This is a genomic window from Ferruginibacter profundus, assembly GCF_054783275.1.
This window is the reverse complement of sequence record NZ_BAAGQW010000003.1, coordinates 669,928-688,964: the sequence shown is the minus strand read 5'-3', so window position 1 is coordinate 688,964 and position 19,037 is coordinate 669,928. Positions and strand designations below refer to the sequence as shown.

Genomic DNA, 19,037 nt, shown 5'->3' with positions numbered 1-19,037 from the left:
GCTTTTTATTTTTTTGCCAACGATTTTGCTGCTTTTGTAATCTATTAATTTGTAAAACATCGGTATTACAAATTAAGACCCGGCGGTTATTCAGGAAAATGCCCGGGTTATTTTATTAATCAGTATCAACTAAATATAACATTGAATTTTTTACGTTATTTTTTTTTAGCAATATTGGTTTTTTTTACAGCACAACTTAATGCCCAAAGCATCAGCTTTAAAGGCGTTATACAGGATGCCCATACCAAAGAGCCGGTAAGTTATGCATCAATATATTTTGTAAGGTCGGGAGTGGGCAAAACCTCTGACAGTGCCGGCAATTTTTCATTTTACATTGGCAGATTTTCAAAGGATACATTAGTGGTAACCTATGTTGGTTATGAAACTTATAAAGTACCCATCAACGATTCTGTAAATAATAAAAGTATTGTGATACAGTTGCAACGTGGCGCAGCAACCAATGGGGTAACTGTAAAATCAAAGATCAACAAGGGCCTGTATTTGTGGAAAAAGATCATGAGCAAGAAGAAACAATACAACCGGTATAATCTGCCCAATTTTGGTTATGAGGCGTATAATAAATTAGAGATCGATATTAAAAACTTTAAGGCTGATAAGGCAAAGAAAAATTTTCTGCTGAAACCTTTCTCTTTCATTTTTGATAATATTGATAGTACTTCGGAGAAAGAACCTTTTCTGCCAGCTTACCTTTTAGAAAGTGTGAGCGATTATGCCTTTCAAAAAAACACCAAAAAATATTTTGAGAATATTAAAGCCAGTAATACCAAAGGTTTTACCAATGAAAGCATCAGCAAACTGATGGGGGTAATGAACCAGAATGTAAATGTGTATGGTAATTATGTGAATGTGATGGATAAGGACTTTATTGGCCCGTTTAATGAAAATGCTGATGTGTACTATAATTTTTCGGTGCCAGATACCCAGGTTATCGGAGGTAAAAAAGTATTTCATTTTGTTTTTTCGCCTAAGCACGCCGGGCAAAATACTTTTGAAGGCGATGCCTGGGTAATATCGCAAACCTACCAGATACAAAAAATAAGTTTGTACCTGGGCAAAGATGCCAATATCAACTACATTGATCGCATCAGTGTATTCCAGGAATTTATTCCTATCAACGACAGTGTGTATTTTTTAAACCGGGATAAATTTTTTGCCGATTTTAAAATACTGGGCAAACAATCACTCACTTTTATTGGCAGAAAAACAACATCGTACCGGAATATTATTATCAACAGCGATTCTATCACCAGTTTATTTAAACAGCAACCAATAGAAGAAGTGGTGAAAACATCACCGGGTAGTAATTTAAAAACCGATTCAGCATGGAATCTGTTACGTCATGATACTTTATCCACTAATGAAAAAGCCATCTATGCAACAGTAGATAAATTGTTGCAAATGCCTAAATTTCAGCGTTTGCAAAACACGTTGAAATTTATTGGCACCGGGTATAAACAATTAACCAATTACGAGATCGGGCCATGGTTCAACTGGATAAGCAGTAATAGTTGGGAGGGCCTTCGCACCCGTTTTGATTTAGGTACTACTACGGGTTTTAATAAACATATCTACCTGCACACTTATTTGGCATATGGCTTTAAAGATAAAAAATTTAAAGGGCAGGCAGAAGCTTTCTGGATAGTAAAAAGAGATCCTAAACGTTTTCGTCTACACCTATCTTATTACAACGATATTGATAATGGTATTAACCAGGTTGGTGATGTGGGGCAGGATAATATTTTTTCCCTGGCTATCCGTAAGCCGAATACTACAAGAAAATTTATTCAGTTGCAGGATGTGCGGTTTGAAATATTTAACGAATTAGGAAAAGGATTTTCTACCGAATGGTTTATTTCTCACCGGCAATATACACCGCTGAAGAATTTACCCTTTAAAGAAAGTTTTGCGGTAAATGAAGGCCTGCCACTATCCAGTTTTGAAGTGGCCTTAAAACTTCGTTTTGCTTACCTGGAGCAATTTGTAGAAGGTGATTATTTCCGTTACTCATTAGGTACAAAATATCCCATTGCTGAGCTGATGCTGACCAAAGGTTTTTCGGGAGTTTTGAACAGCGCTTATAATTATACCAGGATCGGGCTAACGATAAAGGATTATATGAAAATATCTCCCTACGGTTCCTTTTCGTATAAAGTGTATGCCGGAAAAGTAAATGGCACGTTGCCTTTTACACTTTTAGAAAATCATCCGGGCAATGATATTTACTATTACAATCCCGGAAGTTTTAACCTGATGAACCGCTTTGAATATTTAAGCGATCAATATGCCGGTGCTAATATAGAACACAATGTAGGTTCGGGCTTATTCCGCTTTATACCGCTTACGCGTAAATTAAAATTGCGGCAGTTCTGGAATGCGAAAGCCGTTTGGGGGTCACTGAATAATGAAAATGCAGTTGTCAATAATAAAGCAGGTACTTTTAAAACATTAAATGGTACTTCTTACCTGGAAGTAGGCACCGGTATCGATAACATACTCAAAGTACTTCGCCTGGATTTTGTGTGGCGTGTGTTACCAAGGCCATTGCCTGTTAATAAAACCTCCCGTTTTGGTATTTTTGGCAGTTTCCAGTTCCAGTTTTAAATATTCCCGCAGATTTCGCAAATATCGCAGATAATTAGTTTTATCAGCCTTATCAGCGTAATCTGCGGGCTAACTAAAAATCAAATATCTTTGCACCCAAAATTTTCAATACTGATGGATAACAATTTCAATCCTGATAAACAACATACGCTTGCTGCATCGGTAAGTATTTCCGGTACGGGCCTGCACACAGGTGTGAATGTGGATATGACGCTAAAGCCCGCCAATCCCGGCTTTGGCTTCCAGTTTCAGCGTATCGATTTACCCGGAATGCCGGTAATTAAAGCCGATTGCGACCTGGTTACTGATACGTCAAGAGGAACTACACTGGAACAGGGCGATACCAAGGTGAGTACGGTAGAACATATCCTGGCTGCACTGGTAGGCATGGGGGTTGATAATTGCCTGATCGAGATCAACGGCCCCGAAATTCCGATTATTGATGGCAGCAGCGAACCTTTTGTGGAAATTATTGAAGAAACCGGTGTTCTGGAACAGGACGCCGCCAAAGCCTGGTACACTATCGATACCAATATTACACATTACGATGATGTGAAGAGAGTGGATATGACGGCGCTTCCGGCAACCAATTACCAGATCACAACACTGATTGATTTTAACAGTCCTGTGCTGGGAACACAGCATGCCAGCTTAAAATCGATCAAAGAATTTAAAGCTGAAATTGCACCTTGCCGCACTTTTTGTTTTTTACATGAGTTGGAAATGTTGCTGGATAACAACCTGGTAAAAGGTGGCGACATCAATAATGCCATTGTAGTGGTAGATAAGCCTGTTACTGATGAAGAAATGAGCCGCCTTGCAAAAGCATTTGGCCGTACTAAGGTAGAAGTGAAAAGCGAGGGGTATTTAAATAATTTAGAACTGCGTTTCCCTAACGAACCGGCACGTCATAAGCTCTTAGATGTAATTGGCGACCTGGCATTGATCGGTTATCCTATTAAGGCACATATTATTGCCAACAGGCCGGGCCATAGCAGTAACGTGGAATTTGCAAGAAAAATAAAACAATACATCAAGAAGAACAAGCACACCAAGGATATTCCGATCTATAACCCCAATCAGCAGCCGGTATACACACAGCAGCAGATTGAAAAAACATTGCCGCACCGTTTTCCGTTTTTGTTTGTAGATAAGATCATTGAATTGAGCGATAAACAAATTGTAGGTATCAAAAATGTAACCTTCAATGAATTTTTCTTCCAGGGCCATTTTCCGGGAAATCCTGTAATGCCAGGGGTATTGCAAATTGAAGCACTGGCACAAACCGGCGGTTTGCTTTGTATCAATGCCATGCCCGAAGGACAATATGATACTTACTTCTTAAAAATTGAGAATTGTAAGTTCAAACAAAAAGTGGTACCGGGAGATACGATGATACTGAAAATGGAATTGATTGAACCTATACGTCGTGGTATTTGTATTATGAGAGGTAGCGTATACGTAGGCAATAAATTGTGTACCGAAGCAGATCTGACCGCACAGTTAGTGAAACGCAGTTAAAAAGTTTATTGGTTAAATGCGGAACGTCCCGATCATTTCGGGAGTTAATTAGTAAATCAGTAAATTCGTTTGCCAATCACAAATCATAAATCATAAATCAAGAATGATTCATCCACATACATACATACACCCCAGCGCAAAGCTTGCTACTAATGTAAAGATCGATCCCTTTAGTGTGATACACCCTAATGTGGAAATAGGAGAAGGTACCTGGATAGGCAGTAATGTGACCATTATGGAGGGGGCAAGAATTGGCAAGAACTGCCGCATCTTCCCCGGCGCAGTAATTGCAGCTATTCCGCAGGATTTAAAATATGAAGGCGAACAAACGACCGTTGAAATTGGCGACAATACCACCATACGTGAATTTGTAACGGTTAATCGTGGCAGTAAAGACCGCTGGACAACCAAGGTGGGCAATAACTGCCTGATTATGGCATACAGCCATATTGCACACGATTGTATTGTGGGTAATAACTGTATCATGAGCAACAATACACAAATGGCCGGTCACGTGGTAATGGGTGATAACGCTATTTTGGCTGGTATGTGTGCGGTACACCAGTTTGTACAAATTGGCCAGCATGCATTTATTGCAGGAGGTAGCCTGGTAAGTAAAGATGTGCCGCCTTATATCAAAGCAGGACGTACGCCTTTAAGTTATGCCGGCGTAAATTCAGTGGGCTTAAAACGCCGTGGATTTTCGTTAGACCGTATTAACCAGATACTCGATATCTATCGCATTATTTATAACAAAGGGATGAATACTTCACAGGCATTAAATTATATTGAAGAAGAATTTCCTGCCACTGATGAAAGAGATGAGATAGTAACATTCATTCGTGAAAGCGGAAGAGGAATTATTAAAAGATTTACAAAAGGAAGTTCGGACGACGAATAAGAACCCTTGCTCCCTTATAGGGGAACTTGCGAAGATTTAAGCATAGGGTGAGTCACTCCTTAAAGAGTGGCTCACCCGGCAAACAAAATAAAAGCTGCTAAAATAATTTGAACTTCCCCTTCGAGTTCTCCCGGTTTATCCGGGATGTTGGGATGAGAACTATGCAAATAACCCTTAACAACGTTGGTAAAAGATTTAACCGGGAGTGGATTTTCCGCCACTGCAGTTACCGGTTTCAATCAGGAAGAGCTTATGCAATCACCGGTTCCAACGGTTCGGGTAAATCAACTTTATTGCAGGTAATATCCGGTTCACTTACTCATAACGAAGGCAGTGTTGCCATTAAAAATGATCAGCAACAGCCAGTACCTGCTGAACAATTGTATACTAACCTCTCAATAGCTGCGCCTTATTTGGAATTGATAGAAGAAATGACGGCGAAGGAAATGCTGGAATTTCATATTCAATTCAAGCCACTTATAGATTCCGTTGCTATCAACGACATATTACAAACCGTAGGGTTATTAAATGCGGCCAACAAGCAAATACGCTATTACAGCAGCGGCATGAAACAACGCTTAAAACTGGCGCAGGCCTTCTTCAGTAATACACCCATTTTATTATTGGATGAACCCACTACCAATTTAGATGCCGATGGCACCGCCTTATATCACCATTTGATCAGCAATTATACCAAAGGAAAATTAGTAATTGTAAGCAGTAATGATAAACAGGAGTACGAGTTTTGTGATGAGGTGATTAGGATTGGGGATTATAAGTAAGCAATTATTTAACCACTTCATACGTTATCCCTTCATAATAAATTTTCTTTTTAGATTCACTGTCTATAAACTCTATCGGAAAAATTGTAATCTTTGTCCCAACTTTAATTCGGTTTAATATTTTCCCATCATAAAAAAATGGTAAAGGTTTATTAAACATACATCTTGAGTATGTATATCCATTGGGAAATCCCTGAGACCATAAGAATATGCCATCTTCAAGAATCTTTGAGCCTTTATCACTAGTTAAAAGAACAGTGCCACTATTCTTAATTTGTTTGAGCGTAATAGTATTGCCATTTCCTCCTTTAAGAAAAATTTTTTCTTTTTTTTGTCCAATCACATTTAATGTGTTTAAAACAAAAAGAATGTGCAAAATAAATAATCTTAGTGCCATGGATTACCTCCTGCTCGCAATTAGCAAATTCAAATCAGTATACTTCAGATCAAAACGTTCACTCAGATAAAAATTAGTAAGACTGCCCTTAAATAAATAAATACCACTGCGGATATTTATTTTATACCATATCACATTATCAATACCACCATCTTCGCCGGTTTCCAATAACAAAGGCATTAATACATTGCTGATGGCCTGCGAAGCGGTACGTGCAAAACCACTGGGGATATTAGGCACGCAATAATGGATCACATCATATTGCTTAAATACCGGGTGTTCATGCGTTGTTACCCTGCTGGTTTCAAAGCAGCCACCACGGTCGATACTCACATCTACAATCACACTGCCGGGGCGCATGTTGCTTACGGTTTCTTCCATTACAACAATCGGTGTTCTGCCACCGGTGCTGCTCAGGGCACCAACTGCCACATCGCAGGTCTTTAATTGTTTAGCTAAAATTTTAGGTTCAATAACGGAGGTCCATAAACGACCGCCGATATTATTTTGTAAACGTTTTAAACGGTAAATGCTGTTATCAAATATTTTTACACTGGCACCCATGGCCAAAGCAGTTCTTGCAGCATACTCTCCAACAATACCGGCACCAATGATAATTACTTTTGTGGGAGGAATGCCACTGATACCTCCAACCAAAACACCTTTACCATTATTGGCATTGCTTAAATATTGCCCCGCAATCAGCATTACAGCACTGCCCGCAATTTCACTCATGCTGCGTACTATAGGGTTGTGGCCGCTGTCATCCTTTAAATTCTCAAAACTTAAAGCGGTAATTTTTTTATCCATCATCTTTTGTAATATTTCCCTCTGCATTACTGCAAGGTGAATAGGGGAGATGATATATTGGCCGTATTTCAACAGTTCGCATTCACTTTCACTTACGGGAGCACTCTTCACTAAAATATCACATTCATACACTTCTTTTTTATCGTAGGCAATTTTTGCCCCGGCCTCACTGTAATCTTTATCGGTATAGCTGGCTCCATGGCCGGCCTTTGTCTCCACCACCACACGATGGCCATTGGCTACCATTACGCCAACCGCTTCGGGTGTAAGTGCAATACGGTTTTCGCTAAAGGAAGTTTCCTTAGGTATCCCTATAAATAATTCTGCGCCTTTAGGTTTAATGTCCAGGGTCTCTTCTAATGTTTCGTAGGTGAAAGAAGGTGATACAAAGGGTTTTGACGTAGCCACGGTATTTTAATTGATGATTGTTTAATTAATAATTGATAATGCCAGCGCATCTCAAATTACATTTTTTTTGGCAACCACTTGCTAAAGAAGGAGTGTTAATTTCTAAAAGTACTGATCTCCTTTTACAGATCTGCGGCATTTAGTTTTCGGGTGTTAGTGTCCAGCATTGTAATGGTCACATGTAAAGTGTTGTCAGGAAAAACACCAGGCGCTTTTTCAGGCCATTCTACCAGGCAGGTATTGCCCGAGTACAGGCAATCTTCCACCCCTGCATTAACGGCTTCCTGCTCGTCCCTCAGCCTGTACAGGTCCATATGGTAGATGGTATTGCCGGTTGCATCGGTATATTGATTAATAATTGAAAAAGTAGGACTGGAAATGGTGCCCTTTACCCCCATAGTTTCGCATAAAGCATGTATAAAAGTGGTTTTGCCGGCACCCATCCCGCCATGAAAAGCAATTACTTTGTTTGCACTGATGCCGGCTAAAAAAGTTGCCGCGGCATCTTGTATGTCTTCCAGTTTAAAAATTACCTCCATGTTGCAAAGATATTTTCCTTCATTAGTAATCGGGTAACAATTGCAATAAATAATTTTGCAGTATGGAAAAAGTTGAATGGAAAGTAGATGGAATGGATTGCACCAATTGTGCCTTAACTATAACGAAGTACCTTCAAAAAGAAGGTATGAAAGATGTGAAAGTGAATTTTATTGGCGGCGATGTAAATTTTGAATTGAGTGGCAATACATCCAAAGAAGAACTTTCTAAAGGAATTGCAGATCTGGGATATACCGTTAAAACTGAAGGACTAACAACGAACAAGCAACAACGAACAACTTTTTTTACCAATCACCTGCAGCGTTTTCTTTTCTGTCTGCCATTTACATTGGTACTGATGCTGCATATGTTACCCTGGCATATTCATTTTTTAATGAACCCATGGATACAAATGGCCATTTGCGTACCGGTTTTTATTGTGGGCATGAGTTATTTTGGTGTAAGTGCGGTTAAGAGTTTATTAAGAGGAATTCCCAATATGAATGTGTTGATTGCAATTGGTGCTTTAGCCGCATTTGTGTATAGCTTAATTGGCACCATTGGCAATTACGGAATGGATTATGTTTTTTATGAAACCACCGCTACAATCATTACCCTTGTTTTTTTAGGCGAATGGGTAGAGCATAAAGCAGTTGCCACTACACAAAAAGAATTGAACAAATTGGCCGGCAATCAAAAAGTAATGGCTAATATGATTGCATTTGATGAAGAACACAAAGAATTAATTTTTCCTGTTGAAAACACACAACTGCATACTGGTGATTTGATCCTGATAAAATCCGGCGAGCAGGTGCCAACCGATTGTAAAATTTTATGGGGAGAAGCTTATGTAAGTGAAGCATTATTAACAGGAGAAAGCAAGCCCATTCACAAGCAAAAAAAAGACACTTTAATTGGCGGCAGTTTATTTACAGACGGCACGGTAAAAGCCCAGGTAACGGCAGTGGGAAAAGATACTGTACTCAGCAATATTTTAAATTTAGTAAAGCAGGCACAGGGAGAAAAGCCACCGATACAGCAACTGGCAGATAAGATAAGTGCCATATTTGTGCCCGTGGTATTGGGCATTGCTGCACTCACTTTTCTCTTGAATTATTTTGCTTTTGATATTTCCGGTACACAATCCTTAATGCGTTGTATTGCCGTGTTGGTGATCAGTTGCCCTTGCGCAATGGGCCTGGCAACGCCTGCTGCTATTGCCGTTGGATTAGGCAGGGCTACCAAAAAAGGTATCCTGTTCCGCAATGCAAAAAGCCTGGAACTATTTAAAAATATTACTACTGTTGTTTTTGATAAAACAGGTACACTTACTAAAGGGCAATTGACCATTTCAAAATTTGAAAGTAGCAATATAAGCGAAGAAGAATTTAAAAGACTGGTTTTCTCAATGGAAAAATTTTCCAATCATCCCATTGCAAAAGCAATAACCAATGAATGGAAAATTAATGATCCCATCCACTGGAAAAAGATTGAAGAAGTAAAAGGTATGGGAATAAAAGCAGAAGATAAAGAGGGGAATGTATTTCAGTTAGGTTCCTATAAACTTGCTGCTGCTTATACAAATCAGTCTATGCATACTGCCTACCTCATTAAAAATGATAGTTTGGCAGGCTGGTTCAATATGGACGATTCTATAAGAGAAGAAGCTGTGGAAGTGATCCGGTACCTGCATTCAAAAAACATAAAAACTATTTTGTTGAGTGGCGACAGCCTGGAGAGGTGTAACCAACTGGCCAAAACTGTTGGCATTGATGACGTGTATGCAGAAAAAACACCTGCAGATAAATTGGCCATCATTGAAAAACTAAATGCAGCATCGCCTGTAGCTATGATCGGCGATGGTATCAACGATGCGCCGGCTTTGGCCAAAGCCACCATTGGTATCTCAATTTCTGATGCATCGCAATTAGCTATGCAAACGGCGCAGGTAGTATTAACCAATAACGGTATAAAACATTTGCCATTGGCATTGGGCCTGGGTAAACATACTTTTTCCACCATTAAAGGCAATCTGTTCTGGGCATTTATTTATAACATAGTGGCTATTCCTGTTGCTGCCATGGGGTTTTTGCATCCGGGTGTTGCCGCACTGGCAATGGGTTTCAGCGATGTGGTGCTGGCTATAAATTCAATACGCCTCAATTACAGGAAAGTAATTTAATTTCAGGTTAAATTAATTTGGTTTGACTGCTAAGGAAATTCTCAAACAATATTGGGGTTATGATGCTTTTCGTCCGCTGCAGGAAGATATTATCAATGCAGTACTGGACGGAAAAGATGTATTGGCATTGCTGCCAACAGGCGGTGGTAAATCCATCTGTTTCCAGGTACCTGCATTGGCTAAGGACGGGATATGCCTGGTGGTAAGTCCGCTTATTGCTTTGATGAAAGACCAGGTGGAAAATTTAAAACGTAAAGGCATCAATGCATTGGCAGTATACAGTGGCATGAATTTTTTGGAAGTAAAAAAAACATTGCAGAATGCCGCCTATGGCAATTATAAATTTTTATACGTTTCTCCTGAAAGATTAGAAACCAATTTGTTTTTAGAATTCCTGCCTGCAATGAATATCAGTTTGCTGGCAGTAGATGAAGCGCATTGCGTATCGCAATGGGGCTACGATTTTCGCCCGCCTTACCTGCGCATTGCCAACCTGCGGGAGTTGTTGCCAAAAGTGCCTGTACTGGCATTAACAGCATCTGCTACAAAGCTGGTGCAGGATGATATCTGCGAAAAATTAACGCCCCTGCCTCCTGGAAGGGGCGTATTGCACGCTGACTGGATAAAATTTCAACAATCTTTTGAGCGACCTAACCTTTCTTATTCAGTTTTTAATGTTCCTTCCAAGCAAAATAAATTACTGGAGATATTGAAGAATGTACCCGGCACTGCCATTGTGTATTGTAAAAGCAGGAAGCATACCAAAGAAATTGCGGACCTGTTGAGGATGAACAGTATTAATGCAGATTTTTATCATGCCGGGTTGAACAATGAAGAAAGAAATAAAAAACAGGAAAGCTGGATAAAAAACAGAACAAGGGTAATAGTTTGTACCAATGCATTTGGAATGGGCATTGATAAGCCCGACGTAAGAGTGGTGGTACATTACGATGTGCCCGATTGCCTGGAAAACTACTACCAGGAAGCCGGAAGGGCAGGAAGGGATGGCAGAAGGGCTTACGCTGTGTTATTGTACAGCAATAAAGAACTGGAAAACCTGGAGCAACAAAGCGATATCCGTTTTCCGGATGCAGAGGAAATAAAGAAAACTTACACCGCTTTAATGAATCACTTGCAGGTGGCTGCAGGCAGTGGCGAAGGGATGAATTACGACCTGGATATCGGCATTTTTACTGCGGCTTTTAAATTAAATATACTCAATACTACCTATGCTATTAAAGCACTGGAGCAGGATGATGTACTCAGTTTTAATGAAATTATTTTTAAGCCTTCAACAGTATTGGTCATTGCTAACAGGAACGACCTTACAGAGTTTGAAAAAATACATCCGGAGCTGGAACCGATGATCAAAGGCCTCTTACGTTCTTATGAAGGTATTTTTGATTTTCCTGCAATAGTTCATGAGATGCAGCTGGCAAAGTTTTTAAGGAAAGATGTTGATACCACAAAAAAGGAATTAAGGCAATTGAACGATTATGGTATCATCACGTATTCGCCACAAAACGAAAAGCCACAAATTACGTTACTAAAAAACAGGATGTATGCCGACAGTTATGCTGTAAATATTGCAGCACACCTGCAACGAAAGAAAAATTTTGAACAGCGGGTTACTGCGATGCTCTATTATGTACAAAGCACTACCAGTTGCAGAAGCAGATTAATTGCAGCCTATTTTAACGCTGCTACCGAAAAATCATGTGGCATATGTGATAACTGTATCAATGAAAAAGACCTCATCATATCAAAAGAAGAATTTGAACAGATATCCTCCGGAGTATTGCAATTGGTAAAGGAAAAGCCACTGCCGGTAAAAGACATTCAGCAACATTTAAAAAATGTTAAAAAGGAGAAGTTGTGGAAAGTGATTAACTATTTACTTGCCGAAAATAAAATCGCTTCCAATAAAGAAGGTAATGTTTTTATCTAAGATTCTGTCTTAGTGCTAATTACTGATGTTTCGACATTAAAGCAATAAACGGGAAGGTATAAAATAAAAAAAGGGACCAAGATAGAAATCTAGTCCCGCTTTAAAATCCAATATCCTATGAAAAACCGAAACGAAGATAATGCGGAATTTACCATTTGACAACATTTTCATGAAATATTTTTGAAATATTTTATTGTGCAAGGCCTTGTACAATAATGTTTGAAGTACACAGTTGTGCCTGTTTTTATACTGATAACCAATGTTTTATAAAACAAATATCACTGCTTTATCATTTTGTAACCCCCGTTTTTATATAAATAATTAGCTCCCTGGTACCAGGCAATGGCCTCACTAATAAGGGCCTGGTCGGGTGTAATTTTCACCGAAGCACCCGAAGTAAAGTCGGGGGTGAAGGTTTCAATTTTCTTTTGCGGCGATAGTATCACCAGCTTGCCATTCCTGATATAGCCCATATCCTGGTAAGTGCTTATAAAAGCTCTTTCTCTGCCTGCGGGTGTTTTAAAAATATCATACCCTAAAAAACGACTGGTATAGTTCAGGTTCAGCATACCCAGTACGGTTGGTGCCAGGTCGATCTGGCTGGTAATGCGTTGTTCCTGGTTAGGTTTGATCAGGTCCGGGGCATAAATAAAGCAGGGGATATGGTAACGGTTTACCGGCAGGTCGGTTTTGCCGGCACTCTTGCTGCAATGGTCTGCTACAATTACAAAGAGGGTATTTTTAAACCAGGGCTTTTGCCTGGCATCTTTCAAAAACTTATTTATCGCATAATCGGTGTACTTAACACCGCCGGCAATAGATTGTGAAGCCGAAGGGATATCAATTCTTCCATCAGGAAAAGTATAAGGCCGGTGATTGCTTACGGTCATTACATGATTAAAAAAAAGCTTGTTCTCAGAAAAACTTTTATCACACTGCGTTAAGGTGTAATCAAATGCGCCTTCATCATCAATACCCCATGCTGTGGTATGGTGTACCATCTTTTCCGGAATATCTCTTTTATCTAAAACGGTATAGCCATTACCGCCAAAATATTTGCCCATATTATCAAAGAAAGCATTGCCACCATAGATATAATTAACATCGTAACCTTTTGTTTTTAAAACATTGCCCATAGTAAACATATCGCCATTATCCGGTCTTCTTACAATCGACTGGCCGGGTGTGGGTGGAATGGCGAGCGATAATGCTTCCAAACCTCTTACCGTTCTGGTTCCGCTGGCATAAAAATTTTCAAAGAATAAACTGTGCGGAATAAGAGAATCTAAAAACGGGGTGATATTTTCTTTGTTGCCAAAATGCTTTAAATAGTCGCCACTTAAACTTTCTACACTGATCAAAACCACATTCCATTTGTTTTCGGCACTATCATTTTTAATTACTCTTTCAATACTTAAAGGGTTATTGGTAAATGTTGCATTGGGCGCCTGCAACATGTCTTTTAAAATTTTAAAATTGGCCGTATCATTTTTTGTGGCGTAAAAACGATTGTAATCAATTTCATTATTCCAATAGGCAGTACCAAATTCGTAAATACCGTTGCCACCTAATTCATTTACATAATTATTGTTGGTGATATTTTTAAAACGATTGTTCACTAAAAAATATGCGGCTGCGGTAACTAATAAAAATATGCCGAAGAAAGCACTGCGTTTTGCAAAACGCATACTCACCTGTTGCGACGCAGCTATTTTTTTTCTTATTAAAAAAACAACAGCTGCAGTTGCCAGCACCACACCCATGCCAATTAAAGGGATATTGTACGATTCCCAGATATTGCCTAATACTTCGGTGGTGTAAATAAGATAATCAACAGCAATAAAATTATACCGCACACTAAACTCATCCCAGAAAGTAATTTCTGCGCCTGCATTCAGCAGTAAAATAAAACTGATAAGAAAAAACAAAATGAAAAGGAAAATACGTTGCCAGCTTTTTCGGTAAATCGAATCTTTCATCAGCCAGCAATACAATGCCACCGGGATGGCAAAGAAACAACTCACTACCAGGTCGTAAAAAAAACCGATCAAAAAAATACCAATAAAACTAAAGGGATTTAACTCCAGCGAAGGCCAGCTTTTTATTAAGAGTATGATCCTGGTGATAAAACTGATAGCACAAACTAAAACTGCTACAATTGCAACAGGGCCAAAACGATAACGAAAGATTTTTGTAAACATGCGCAAAGATAATAAACAAAAATGCCATCCTGGTCTCACGGTCAGACGAGGTCGTCAGACTGTGAGACCACATGATCTGACGTCCGTCTGATCATGGTTTAAAACCAGCTCTTACTTTTAGAAGATTTGCTTCTGCCCCCCAAACCTAATGCCCCCAGCAATGAACGCACTATTGTATTACCGGCAGTACGTACCATACTTTTTACAATGGTGTTATTAGCCACTTTTTCAAATGTAGATTCTTCTCCTTTTTTAGATTTGGTATCGCCATCATTAGCCTGGTCCTGGTTTTTATCGGCCGCTTCCTGCAATTTGGCAGTTAATATTTCGTAAGCACTCTGGCTATCGATAGTTTGATTGTATTTGGCTACCAGTTTTGATTTGCCTGTCAGCGTATCAATCTCTGCATCGGTAAGAATGTCCATACGGCTGCGTGGCGCACAAAGCATCACATGTGCCAATGGCGTGGGAATTCCTTTTTCATTCAGCATGGTTACCAATGCTTCGCCAATGCCCAGTTGAGTAATGAGGTCTTCTGTTTTATAAAATTCGGTTTCAGGATAATTTTCTGCCGTTTGTTTAATCACCTTTCTGTCGGCAGCAGTAAATGCCCTTAATGCATGTTGTACTTTTAAACCTAATTGTGCCAATACACTTGCCGGTACATCCATCGGGTTTTGTGTACAAAAGAAAATACCAATGCCTTTGGAGCGGATCAGTTTTACGATCGTTTCAATTTGTTGTAATAATGCTTCGCTGGCTTCATTAAAAATTAAATGCGCTTCATCAATAAACATTACCAGCTTGGGTTTATCCAGGTCACCTTCTTCAGGGCAACTGGCATATAACTCTGCCAGCATCTGCAACATAAAAGTGGAAAATAATTTAGGTTTATCCTGCAGGTCGGTCACACGTAATACGTTGATCATGCCCCTGCCATCATCACTCATACGCATCAGGTCATCTACTTCAAAACTTCTTTCTCCAAAGAAAATATCAGCACCCTGTTGTTGCAATTCAATCACTTTACGTAAAATAGTGCCGGTACTGGTGGTAGAGATTTTACCGTAAGTTTTTTCAATCTCTGCCTTTCCTTCATCACCGATGTATTGTAGTACTTTGATAAAATCCTTTAAGTCCAGCAATGGTAATTTGGTATCATCGCAATATTTAAATATCATCGCCACCACGCCACCTTGTGTATCATTCAGCCCCAGAATCTTTGTCAGCAGCACCGGCCCGAATTCGCTTACGGTCGCCCTTAAGTGAACACCTTTTTGCCCGGTTAAAGTCATTAACTCCGTTGCAAACAAAGCCGGTTTATACTCCATATTCAGTTTAGCATAACGGTCTTTTACTTTATCGTTAGTGGTGCCCTCAGCAGCAATGCCACTCAGGTCGCCTTTTATATCCATCAATAAAACCGGTACACTGTTATCGCTTAAAAACTCACTGATCATTTGCAGGGTCTTTGTTTTACCGGTGCCGGTAGCGCCTGCAATTAAACCATGCCGGTTCATTGTTTTTAGGGGAAGATTAATGGCTGCTTCTGCAACCACTTCGCCATCTAAAACGGCGGCACCTATTTTTACGGATTCTCCTTTAAAAGTGTAGCCATCTTTAATGGCTTGTATAAAAGCTTCTTTACTGGGCATTGGTTATAATTTCCGGAAAGTTACAACCTGTTATTGAAATCTTGGAAATGATTTTGTGACCCGTTCGGGTTAAATTTGTACTATGAAAAAATCAATTTTTCTAATTGCATCAGGTGTAATGGGCTTACTTATTGTTTCCAGTTCTTTTGAAGAAAAGAATACGGAAATAAAAACCAAAGCTGCACTGGGCAAAAAATTATTTTCCGAAAAATTATTATCTAAAGATTCTTCTGTAAGCTGTGCCAGTTGCCACAAACCAGCTTATGCATTTGCAGATACTGTTGCATTTAGTGTTGGTATCAATGGCACACTAACCAAACGCAATACGCCTTCTGTTTTAAATATGAAAAACCGGCCTTACTTTTTTTGGGATGGCAGGGCAGTATCCCTGGAAGAACAATCACTGATGCCGATACAAAACCCTGATGAAATGGGGTTGCCAATTGACGAAGCCGTAAAGCGATTAAACCAATCTTTGGAATACAAAAATCTATTCCTGAAAATATTTAAACAGAAACCTACCGCAAAAAATTTATCCGTTGCTTTTGCCGCATATGAACAAACCTTAGAAACCGTAGACAGCAAATTTGATGACTGGAGTAATAACCTTAAAAAGTTATCTGCACAGGAAGAACGTGGCAGGGAATTATTTGTTGGCGACAAAGCAAAATGTTTTGATTGCCACAGCATGGAAGATTTTACAACGGATGATTTTAAAAACATTGGCCTGTATAATGAAAAGGAATGGAATGACGCCGGTTTATACAACATCACTAAAAAGGAAACCGACAAAGGGAAATTTAAAACTCCCGGGCTGCGTAATATTGGTGTAACTGCACCTTATATGCATAACGGTATGTTTAAAACCCTGGAAGAAGTGGTGGAGTATTACAATGATCCCCGAAAAGTAGTGGCTGATCCGATCAATATCGACGAATCATTAAAAAAGCCATTAGGACTTACCGATAAAGAGAAAAAGGATTTAGTGGCTTTTCTAAAAACTCTGACAGACAAAAAATTCTCCCGCTGATTTAGCTGATTGTGCCGAAGAGAGATTTAATCAGCGACATCAGTGTAATCAGCGGGAAACATCTACCTTTAACAAAAAATTAGGCACTATATTCGCTATACTAAATTTGAATTAATTTTATTTGCTAATAAACTAATAAAACATGGAAGCAGTAAAACCCAAAATATTACTTTGTGAAGATGATACCAATCTTGGCATGGTTTTGAAGAACTATTTAGAATTGAATGATTATGACGTAACACTGGAAAGAGATGGTCGCCTGGGATTAGCTGCCTTTCAGCGTGAAAAATACGATATCTGTCTTTTGGATGTAATGATGCCTAATATGGACGGCTTTACATTGGGAGAAGAGATAAGAGATGTAAATCCTGATGTGCCTTTGTTCTTTTTAAGTGCAAAGACCATGAAGGACGATATCATCCAGGGATATAAATTAGGAGCGGATGATTATATCACCAAACCTTTCGATAGTGAAGTGTTGCTGCATAAAATAAAAGCTATTTTAAAACGCAATGAAGAAATGCATAAAGAAGAAGTAAATGCCGAATTTGATCTGGGTAGTTACCACTTTAACCCACGCCTGCGTGAACTGACCATTAATGGAAAGGTTCAGGTGCTTTCTCCCAAGGAAAATGAATTATTGAAAATGCTGAGTGAATATAAAAATGACTTACTGAGCCGTGAAGTAGCATTAAAGAAAATATGGGGCAGCGATACTTATTTCAACGGCCGTAGCATGGATGTGTACATTGCAAAACTGCGTAAATATTTAAAAGAAGATTCCACCATTGAAATTGTAAACATTCATGGTAATGGTTTCAGGTTAGTGGTTTCTGAATAAAAAACTACCAATCAACGGATGAAATAATTAAAGAGCTGTTCGCATACCGAACAGCTCTTTTTATGAAAATAAGGTGTTGGGCGAATTGGGCTGTATTTTCCCTAAATGCTTATAAGCTTTTTCTGTAGCTTCTCTTCCTCTTGCAGTACGTTGTAAAAACCCTTCCTGTATCAAAAAAGGTTCGTACACTTCTTCAATAGTGCCGGGCTCTTCGCCAACAGCAGTGGCGATGGTGGTAATGCCTACAGGCCCGCCTTTAAATTTTTCTATTATGGTTGATAAAATGCGGTTGTCCATTTCATCCAAACCATACGCATCTACGTTCAATGCTTTTAATGAATGTTGCGTAATGCCTAAATCAATCACACCGTTACCAATTACCTGCGCAAAATCTCTCACCCTTCTTAATAAGCCGTTGGCAATACGTGGGGTACCGCGGCTTCTGCCAGAAATCTCGGCAGCAGCATCGCTGGTAATTTTAGTGCCTAATATTTTTGATGAGCGAAGAATGATATTTTTTAAAGTAGTGGCATCATAATACTCCAATCTTGATTTAATACCAAAACGGGACAATAGTGGGGCAGTTAATAATCCACTTCTTGTAGTAGCACCAATTAAGGTGAATGGATTTAAATTCAGTTGCACACTTCTTGCATTAGGCCCGCTGTCAATCATAATATCAATGCGGTAATCTTCCATGGCGGCGTACAAATATTCTTCTACAACCGTACTCAGGCGATGGATCTCATCTATAAATAAAACATCGTTGGGTTCTAAATTGGTCAGCAGGCCTGCAAGGTCGCCTGGCTTTTCAATTACCGGGCCGCTGGTTTCTTTAATGCTTACCCCCAATTCGTTAGCTACAATCCTTGATAAGGTGGTTTTACCCAGCCCCGGCGGGCCATGAAATAAAATATGATCCAAAGCTTCGCCACGTAGTTTGGCTGCTTTAATAAAAATGCTGATGTTTTCTATGATCTGCCCCTGGCCACTAAAGTCATTTATAGCGGAAGGCCTTATCGTGTTCTCGAACTCTTTATCTGCAAATGCTGCCTCGTTATTTAAATTGGGATTCGCCATGTGGTAAAATTAACAAATTAATGGATGGGCATAAAAATAAATAGTTTCCGTAAAGAGCCACCAGCTTTTATTGACAGGGGTGTCAATTTTTCAAAAGTTACCAAACCCGTATCGTCTACTAA

The 19,037-nt window shown here is 39.3% G+C and carries 14 protein-coding genes; 8 read left to right on the top strand and 6 right to left on the bottom strand.

Annotation, left to right across the window (positions count from 1 at the left end):
- Positions 1 to 141 precede the first annotated feature (141 nt).
- The 4 genes from ACYVM0_RS22670 (at position 142) to ACYVM0_RS22655 (ending at position 5,826) form a co-directional block, all read left to right on the top strand.
- Entirely contained in the window at positions 142 to 2,622 is a 2,481-nt protein-coding gene (locus ACYVM0_RS22670; protein ID WP_460560948.1) for a peptidase associated and DUF5686 domain-containing protein, read from the top strand.
- 114 nt (positions 2,623 to 2,736) lie between these two features.
- Complete coding sequence (locus ACYVM0_RS22665; RefSeq protein WP_460560946.1) at positions 2,737 to 4,143, top strand: bifunctional UDP-3-O-[3-hydroxymyristoyl] N-acetylglucosamine deacetylase/3-hydroxyacyl-ACP dehydratase; 1,407 nt, start codon at positions 2,737 to 2,739, stop codon at positions 4,141 to 4,143.
- A gap of 103 nt (positions 4,144 to 4,246) precedes the next feature.
- Positions 4,247 to 5,044 (top strand): acyl-ACP--UDP-N-acetylglucosamine O-acyltransferase, encoded by a 798-nt coding sequence (gene lpxA / locus ACYVM0_RS22660; RefSeq protein WP_430987845.1) that lies wholly within the window; start codon positions 4,247 to 4,249, stop codon positions 5,042 to 5,044.
- 161 nt (positions 5,045 to 5,205) lie between these two features.
- Positions 5,206 to 5,826: an ABC transporter ATP-binding protein gene (locus ACYVM0_RS22655; RefSeq protein WP_460560944.1), complete on the top strand. Its 621-nt coding sequence runs from the start codon at positions 5,206 to 5,208 to the stop codon at positions 5,824 to 5,826.
- A 4-nt stretch (positions 5,827 to 5,830) separates the two neighbouring features.
- Here ACYVM0_RS22655 and ACYVM0_RS22650 read toward each other — a convergent pair whose 3' ends face one another.
- The 3 genes from ACYVM0_RS22650 to tsaE all read right to left on the bottom strand — a co-directional run bounded on the left by ACYVM0_RS22650 (position 5,831) and on the right by tsaE (position 7,980).
- Positions 5,831 to 6,223 carry a hypothetical protein gene (locus ACYVM0_RS22650; protein WP_460560942.1) on the bottom strand — a complete coding sequence of 131 codons (393 nt, stop codon included), beginning with the start codon at positions 6,221 to 6,223 and terminating at the stop codon, positions 5,831 to 5,833.
- A 3-nt stretch (positions 6,224 to 6,226) separates the two neighbouring features.
- On the bottom strand, positions 6,227 to 7,441 hold the full coding sequence (locus tag ACYVM0_RS22645) for an alanine dehydrogenase (protein ID WP_430987842.1): 1,215 nt from the start codon (positions 7,439 to 7,441) through the stop codon (positions 6,227 to 6,229).
- A 122-nt stretch (positions 7,442 to 7,563) separates the two neighbouring features.
- A complete protein-coding gene (tsaE, locus tag ACYVM0_RS22640) occupies positions 7,564 to 7,980 on the bottom strand; it encodes a tRNA (adenosine(37)-N6)-threonylcarbamoyltransferase complex ATPase subunit type 1 TsaE (RefSeq protein ID WP_460560940.1) in 417 nt (138 codons plus the stop codon).
- Positions 7,981 to 8,042: 62 nt separating this feature from the next.
- Between tsaE and ACYVM0_RS22635 the strand changes: the two genes are divergently transcribed.
- Positions 8,043 to 10,160 carry a heavy metal translocating P-type ATPase gene (locus ACYVM0_RS22635; RefSeq protein WP_460560938.1) on the top strand — a complete coding sequence of 706 codons (2,118 nt, stop codon included), beginning with the start codon at positions 8,043 to 8,045 and terminating at the stop codon, positions 10,158 to 10,160.
- A 22-nt stretch (positions 10,161 to 10,182) separates the two neighbouring features.
- The gene (locus tag ACYVM0_RS22630) at positions 10,183 to 12,108 is read left to right on the top strand and encodes a RecQ family ATP-dependent DNA helicase (protein ID WP_460560936.1); all 1,926 of its coding nucleotides are present in this window, start codon (positions 10,183 to 10,185) and stop codon (positions 12,106 to 12,108) included.
- A 278-nt stretch (positions 12,109 to 12,386) separates the two neighbouring features.
- Here the strand turns inward: ACYVM0_RS22630 and ACYVM0_RS22625 are convergent, their stop codons facing one another.
- A complete protein-coding gene (locus tag ACYVM0_RS22625; protein WP_460560934.1) occupies positions 12,387 to 14,309 on the bottom strand; it encodes an LTA synthase family protein in 1,923 nt (640 codons plus the stop codon).
- A 98-nt stretch (positions 14,310 to 14,407) separates the two neighbouring features.
- Positions 14,408 to 15,964, bottom strand: coding sequence for a P-loop NTPase family protein (locus ACYVM0_RS22620; protein WP_460560932.1), 1,557 nt, complete (start codon positions 15,962 to 15,964; stop codon positions 14,408 to 14,410).
- An 82-nt stretch (positions 15,965 to 16,046) separates the two neighbouring features.
- Here ACYVM0_RS22620 and ACYVM0_RS22615 point away from each other — a divergent pair, with 82 nt between their 5' ends.
- Together ACYVM0_RS22615 and ACYVM0_RS22610 are read left to right on the top strand one after the other, a co-directional pair.
- Positions 16,047 to 16,994 (top strand): cytochrome-c peroxidase, encoded by a 948-nt coding sequence (locus tag ACYVM0_RS22615; RefSeq protein WP_460560930.1) that lies wholly within the window; start codon positions 16,047 to 16,049, stop codon positions 16,992 to 16,994.
- Positions 16,995 to 17,136: 142 nt separating this feature from the next.
- On the top strand, positions 17,137 to 17,835 hold the full coding sequence (locus ACYVM0_RS22610) for a response regulator transcription factor (RefSeq protein ID WP_460560928.1): 699 nt from the start codon (positions 17,137 to 17,139) through the stop codon (positions 17,833 to 17,835).
- A gap of 60 nt (positions 17,836 to 17,895) precedes the next feature.
- On the opposite strand, the gene ruvB is transcribed toward ACYVM0_RS22610, so the two are convergent.
- Entirely contained in the window at positions 17,896 to 18,915 is a 1,020-nt protein-coding gene (gene ruvB / locus ACYVM0_RS22605; RefSeq protein ID WP_460560926.1) for a Holliday junction branch migration DNA helicase RuvB, read from the bottom strand.
- Between the last annotated feature and the right edge of the window lie 122 nt (positions 18,916 to 19,037).

What these genes read in the sequence shown, in the direction of transcription:
- ACYVM0_RS22665 (WP_460560946.1), top strand. Translation starts at nt 2,737, where the DNA reads ATGGATAACAATTTCAATCCTGATAAACAACATACGCTTGCTGCATCG.
- lpxA (WP_430987845.1), top strand. Translation starts at nt 4,247, where the DNA reads ATGATTCATCCACATACATACATACACCCCAGCGCAAAGCTTGCTACT.
- ACYVM0_RS22655 (WP_460560944.1), top strand. Translation starts at nt 5,206, where the DNA reads ATGCAAATAACCCTTAACAACGTTGGTAAAAGATTTAACCGGGAGTGG.
- ACYVM0_RS22650 (WP_460560942.1), bottom strand. Translation starts at nt 6,223, where the DNA reads ATGGCACTAAGATTATTTATTTTGCACATTCTTTTTGTTTTAAACACA.
- tsaE (WP_460560940.1), bottom strand. Translation starts at nt 7,980, where the DNA reads ATGGAGGTAATTTTTAAACTGGAAGACATACAAGATGCCGCGGCAACT.
- ACYVM0_RS22635 (WP_460560938.1), top strand. Translation starts at nt 8,043, where the DNA reads ATGGAAAAAGTTGAATGGAAAGTAGATGGAATGGATTGCACCAATTGT.
- ACYVM0_RS22625 (WP_460560934.1), bottom strand. Translation starts at nt 14,309, where the DNA reads ATGTTTACAAAAATCTTTCGTTATCGTTTTGGCCCTGTTGCAATTGTA.
- ACYVM0_RS22620 (WP_460560932.1), bottom strand. Translation starts at nt 15,964, where the DNA reads ATGCCCAGTAAAGAAGCTTTTATACAAGCCATTAAAGATGGCTACACT.
- ACYVM0_RS22615 (WP_460560930.1), top strand. Translation starts at nt 16,047, where the DNA reads ATGAAAAAATCAATTTTTCTAATTGCATCAGGTGTAATGGGCTTACTT.
- ACYVM0_RS22610 (WP_460560928.1), top strand. Translation starts at nt 17,137, where the DNA reads ATGGAAGCAGTAAAACCCAAAATATTACTTTGTGAAGATGATACCAAT.
- ruvB (WP_460560926.1), bottom strand. Translation starts at nt 18,915, where the DNA reads ATGGCGAATCCCAATTTAAATAACGAGGCAGCATTTGCAGATAAAGAG.